General features: G+C 58.9%; 6 protein-coding genes. 3 read left to right on the top strand and 3 right to left on the bottom strand.

Annotated features, from left to right (window positions below; translation table 11 throughout):
- Window positions 1-195: 195 nt before the first annotated feature.
- Window positions 196-480: a chlororespiratory reduction protein 7 gene (locus NW838_RS08315; RefSeq protein WP_414399900.1), complete on the bottom strand. Its 285-nt coding sequence runs from the start codon at window positions 478-480 to the stop codon at window positions 196-198.
- A 123-nt stretch (window positions 481-603) separates the two neighbouring features.
- On the opposite strand from NW838_RS08315, the gene trpS reads away from it, so the two are divergent.
- Complete coding sequence (gene trpS / locus NW838_RS08310) at window positions 604-1599, top strand: tryptophan--tRNA ligase (RefSeq protein WP_414355741.1); 996 nt, start codon at window positions 604-606, stop codon at window positions 1597-1599.
- Between the two features lie 22 nt (window positions 1600-1621).
- Here trpS and NW838_RS08305 read toward each other — a convergent pair whose 3' ends face one another.
- Complete coding sequence (locus NW838_RS08305) at window positions 1622-2635, bottom strand: DMT family transporter (protein WP_414355742.1); 1014 nt, start codon at window positions 2633-2635, stop codon at window positions 1622-1624.
- Between the two features lie 95 nt (window positions 2636-2730).
- On the opposite strand from NW838_RS08305, the gene truB reads away from it, so the two are divergent.
- Window positions 2731-3630, top strand: coding sequence for a tRNA pseudouridine(55) synthase TruB (gene truB / locus NW838_RS08300; RefSeq protein WP_414355757.1), 900 nt, complete (start codon window positions 2731-2733; stop codon window positions 3628-3630).
- Window positions 3631-3869: 239 nt separating this feature from the next.
- Window positions 3870-4373 (top strand): allophycocyanin subunit beta, encoded by a 504-nt coding sequence (apcB, locus tag NW838_RS08295; RefSeq protein ID WP_011433791.1) that lies wholly within the window; start codon window positions 3870-3872, stop codon window positions 4371-4373.
- A gap of 22 nt (window positions 4374-4395) precedes the next feature.
- On the opposite strand, the gene NW838_RS08290 is transcribed toward apcB, so the two are convergent.
- Window positions 4396-4994, bottom strand: a 599-nt coding sequence (locus NW838_RS08290; protein WP_414427849.1) for a TIGR03943 family putative permease subunit, incomplete at its 5' end; no start/stop codon positions are given.

The following is a 4994-nucleotide window of genomic DNA, read 5'->3' as shown; positions in this document are numbered from 1 at the left end:
AGTATAGTTGAGCTTATTATTGACTAGAGTCATGCTCTACTCTTGCGTTGTATCACGCCCAAGGCGGGATCCGAAACACAACCCCGTACTGCCCGCCCCACCTCTGGTGAGGTTTTTGCTATGCCTGCGGGAGGGGAACTGCAACGCTGCTGCAACGAGGCTGCGAACGGCTTGGCCAAGGAACTTCCGAGCCTGTTAAGACCGTGTCGAGGAGCGCTTGCTCAGGCGCACAGGATGCCACTGCACGGTTTCGCCGGGGGAAACTTCGATCTCACAGGCGGTGTCGATCAGCCGCTGTGCCTGCGCTTGAGGGGTGGGATAGCGGGCCAGATCTGCATCCACCAAGTGGGGATGTTCCTGCAACAGCCGCACGAGAAACTCCTGCAATTCCTCAGGGCTGAGAAATTGCTCCGGCAAGCCCGGGATCAGCAGCACATAGTGGTTGGCAGCACGTAACAGTTCGGGTTCTGAGTCTAACATGGTGTGGGGTTGGGCGTCTTTTTTCCATCATGAACCAACGGGTTGCGCCTCTCTTGATATCCTGAAAAAGACTTTCCTTGCTCTTGTCCTCCGTCTTGTTGGCGTTTGAGATTTGCTTTCCCTATGGCCAAGCCGCGCACCCTCTCTGGCATTCAGCCCTCTGGCGAACTGCATTTGGGCAACTACTTGGGGGCAATTAAAAACTGGGTGGCCGAGCAGGAGCACTACGAGAACTTTTTTTGCATCGTCGATCAACACGCCATCACCGTCCCTCAGGATCCCAAGCTGCTGAGGGAGCGAACCCGTTCGCTGTTTGCCCTTTATTTGGCCTGCGGTCTCAGCCTGGAGCATTGCGTGCTATTCGTCCAGTCCCACGTGCCTGCCCATACGGAGCTGGCCTGGCTGTTCAACACCATCACCCCCATGAACTGGGCGGAGCGCATGATCCAATACAAGGAGAAGAAAGAAAAACAGGGAGAGGAGACCAGCGTTGGCTTGTTCAGCTACCCGATTTTGCAGGCGGCGGATATTTTGCTCTACCAGCCCAAGTATGTGCCGGTGGGGGAGGATCAGCGGCAGCATATTGAGCTGTGTCGGGATATTGCCCGCCGCTTCAATGACCGTTTTGGAGAGGTGTTTCTGATCCCGGAGGCCCTGATTCGTCCGGAGGGGGCGCGGGTAATGAGCTTGACCGATGGTACGCGCAAGATGTCCAAGTCGGATCCCTCGGATTTCAGCCGTATTCATCTGCTGGATGACCCGGATACCATCCGCAAGAAGATCCAAAAATGCAAGACCGACCCCATTCGGGGCATTACTTTTGACGATCCGGCTCGTCCCGAAGCCCACAATTTGTTGACGATTTACATGCTCACCTCCGGCAAAAGCAAGGAGGCGGTGGCGGCTGAGTGTGCCGAGATGGGGTGGGGACAGTTCAAGCCCCTCCTCGCCGACAGCATCATCGCTGCCCTGGAGCCCATTCAGCAGCGCTACCGGGAACTGTGGAGCAACCCCGACCACCTGCTCGTTCTGATTCGGGAGAATGCCGCTAAGGCCCGGGCCATCGCCGAGCAAACGCTACAAAGGGTGAGAGAGGCCATGGGGTTCTTGCCCCCCTAAGGGATCCCTGCCCAAGCTTTGATCAGTCGGGGTTGCCATCGCGGATCTCGACGGTGCTGAAGGCGCTCACCAGCCAGTCTAAACCCAGCTCCGAGAGGATCCCTTTCCAGCCCAGGCGCAGGCGCTCCTGCCATTCTTGCCGGTGGTTAATCAAGTACACACAGACCAGAGTGATGCCCACTCCCAGCCATTGCAGCCGCGTCAGCGATTCCCCCAGAAAGGTGCTGCCAAACAGCAGGGCAAAGATGGGGGTGAGGAAGGTCAGGGAACTGAACTCGGTGAGGTTTTCCTGGGAGGCGAAATAGAAGAAGAGGGCATAGGCCAAGGCGCTCCCCATCACCGAAGCGTAGAGAAGGCCCAGCCAGTGGGTTCCGCTCAGGTGTTGCCATTGCTGAGTCTCCGTCAGTCCCGACAGCAGGATCAAGGGCAGGCTGCCCAACACCATGTGCCAGCCCGTCGCCAGCACCGGATCCGCCACCTCCGCCACCTTGGGCATCATCACGGTGCCGATGGCCATCGACAGGGAGGCCATCAACATCCAAACGACGCCGGCCCCCAACTGCAGGGATCGCTCGCCGGATAGGCCGATGAGGCCAATGCCGAAAACTCCCAGCCCCAGGCTCAGCCAGCCTAGGGATCCCATCCGCTCGCGGTAAAACCAGGTGGCCATCAAAGCCACCGCCAGCGGCTGCGAGTCAATGAGCACGGATCCCAGGCCCGCCCCTGTCTCTTTCAGCCCTTGGGCCAAAAATCCCTGAAAACATGTGCCATCCACCAGCGCAAACGCCAACACCCATAGCCAGCCGCGCAGCCCTCTGGGATGCCATGCGTGAGACGCAGAACCCCGCCCCTGCCAGAGCCGAAAGGCCAGAACCAGGATCCCTGCCGGCAGCAACCGCAGAATGGCAATGAAGAGGGGGGTGGTCTCGGAGAGGGCATCTCGCATCACCACCATCGCCGAGCCCCACAGGAAAAAGGGGGCAATCATCAGGAGGCGTTGCCAGATAGGCTGAAAGAACAGGTCAGACTGAGCCATAGGTGCTTCAAACTTGGAGACGGAAGTTAACCCCATGTTAAGCGCTGGGGCAGCTCAGTTACAAATCTTAACTGTTGATGCATATTATGCCTGGCATGGAATCCCTGGAGGGCTTTCTCAACCTGGACAAGCCGGCGGGGCTCACCTCCCACGACTGTGTGGCAGTGGTGCGGCGGGTCTTGCGCACCCGCAAGGTGGGGCATGGGGGCACCTTGGATCCGGCGGCAACGGGGGTTTTGCCGATTGCGGTGGGACGGGCAACACGCTTTTTGTCGTTTTTGTCGGGGGATAAGGTGTATCAAGCAACCTTCCGATTGGGACAGCGCAGCGACACCGACGATGCCGAAGGGCAGATCCGGGTGGGATCCCCTTGTCCTGGGTTGAGTCGCGAGCAGGTAGAGCAGTGCTTGCGGGAGTTTACCGGCGAGATCTGGCAGGTGCCGCCCCTCTACAGCGCCCTTAAGCGCCAGGGGAAAAAGCTCTACCAGTTGGCCCGTGCCGGCGTGGAGGCTGCGGAACTCCAGTTGGAGCCGCGGCGGGTGGTCATTCGGCAACTGCGCATCCTGGGCTGGCGAGCCGGAGACTTTCCGGAAGTGGATCTGGAAGTTGCCTGTGGCCCCGGCACCTACATTCGTGCCCTTGCCCGCGATGTGGGGGAAAAATTGGGCTGTGGAGGGCTGATGAGCCGGCTGCGACGGCTGCAAAGTGGCCCCTTTCGCATCGCAGAAAGCCTGCCCCTGGAGAAATGGCGGGGATCCGGGGATCCCGCTGCCGCCCTGTTGCCCATTGAGTGGGGATTTGCCGATTGGGGTGCGGTACAGCTCTCTTCCGCCGAAGCGAAGCAGTGGCTGCAGGGTCAGGCCATTCCCCTCGACCGGCCCATTATCGGTGCCCCTACTTTGCGGGTGCTGGATGAGGAGGGCAAGTTTTTGGGCTTGGGGTACAGTCAGGCAGGTCAGCTCAAGCCGCTGCGGGTGTTGTCGCCGGATCCCTAGAGTGTTGCAGAAAGGTTACATTTTTGTAACAACATTGGCCATTGTCTCAGAGGGAAGTGGGAAAGAAACCCCCGCATGCTAAACTTCTGAGGGCGAAGGGGAGCCTGAAGCGTTGCCGTTGCCGGGCTCTGGCTCGATTTTCCAAGGTTGACCTTTGGATGTTGTCCGGCAAAATCTCTTCTCATTTTTTCATCTCAAGCTACTTTACAAAATAAAGTCACAAGAATGGAGCTGGGGATATGCGGGATGCCGTAACCACACTGATCAAAACCTACGACCTGACGGGCCGCTACTTGGATCGGGAGGCAATGGATGCGCTCAAGGCTTTTTATGACTCGGGGCTGCGGCGCATCAAGGCCGTGAACGTGATCAATCTCAACTCGGTGGATATCGTCAAAACGGCTGCTGCGGCCATGTTCGCCCAGGTGCCAGATCTCATTCGTCCGGGAGGCAACGCCTACACCACCCGCCGCTATGCCACCTGTTTGCGGGATATGGACTACTTCTTGCGCTACGCTTCCTACGCGCTGGTGGCTGCCGACAACAGCATTTTGGATGAGCGAGTCTTGGCCGGCTTACGGGAGACCTACAACTCCCTCGGTGTGCCCATCGCCCCGACGGTGATTGGCATTCAAAACATGAAAACCCGCACCCTGGAGCTGCTTGGCTCTGGCGAAGACTACAGCTTTGTGGCCGAGCCCTTCGATTACCTGAGCGCCAAGCTGAGCGAAACCGATATCTAAACCGATATCTAAGCGCCTGCTCTTATTCGTCGGCGTAGGGATTGGCCGGCACCGGTATCGGCTCCACCTGCTCGGCAGCGATTACCAACTGAGATTGGCCATCCCGCTGCTCCACGGCCATGCGCCCCTCCAGACGCAGCCAACTGTCGGCAGTTAACTGCTCTGCCTCTGGCCAGCGCACCGGCAAGCCCACAGGGTAAGCATCGGCAGCACAGCAGCTAACCAAAAACCGGGCAATAACAAAATGGTCGGGTTGCTTGTCGGGAATGACGAACCCCTGCACCCGCACCGGCTGGTCTTCATAGGTGTAGGGATCCGGGTAAACATCCAAGGTGCGCACCCAGTCCAGCAGAGTACGCTGACGCGGGTCGAGCTTGGGGCGAAAAGCCTGCGGCTGGCTACGAGATACCCCCAGATAGGGAGATACCCCTCGGTTGAGGGCAGTTTGGCTGGAGAGCGGGCGTGGCTCGACCCAAAACCCCAGCAGGGCCGTCAGGATCAACAGTCCTGCGCCCAGCCGCGGCCCCAGTAGCGAGGAATGGACTTCAGAAGAAGGGACTTTGGCTCCTCGCCAACGGCCAATCCCCAAGCCCAACAGACACATTTCTCTTATACACATCT

It is taken from the genome of Synechococcus sp. R55.2, from assembly GCF_047462075.1.
In the GTDB taxonomy this organism is placed as follows: domain Bacteria; phylum Cyanobacteriota; class Cyanobacteriia; order Thermostichales; family Thermostichaceae; genus Thermostichus.
The sequence above is the reverse complement of the archived record's forward strand: the minus strand, read 5'-3'. Positions and strand labels throughout refer to the sequence as shown.

Coding starts and splice junctions, on each gene's coding strand:
- NW838_RS08315 (WP_414399900.1), bottom strand. CDS start 480: ATGTTAGACTCAGAACCCGAACTGTTACGTGCTGCCAACCACTATGTG.
- NW838_RS08305 (WP_414355742.1), bottom strand. CDS start 2,635: ATGGCTCAGTCTGACCTGTTCTTTCAGCCTATCTGGCAACGCCTCCTG.
- trpS (WP_414355741.1), top strand. CDS start 604: ATGGCCAAGCCGCGCACCCTCTCTGGCATTCAGCCCTCTGGCGAACTG.
- truB (WP_414355757.1), top strand. CDS start 2,731: ATGGAATCCCTGGAGGGCTTTCTCAACCTGGACAAGCCGGCGGGGCTC.
- apcB (WP_011433791.1), top strand. CDS start 3,870: ATGCGGGATGCCGTAACCACACTGATCAAAACCTACGACCTGACGGGC.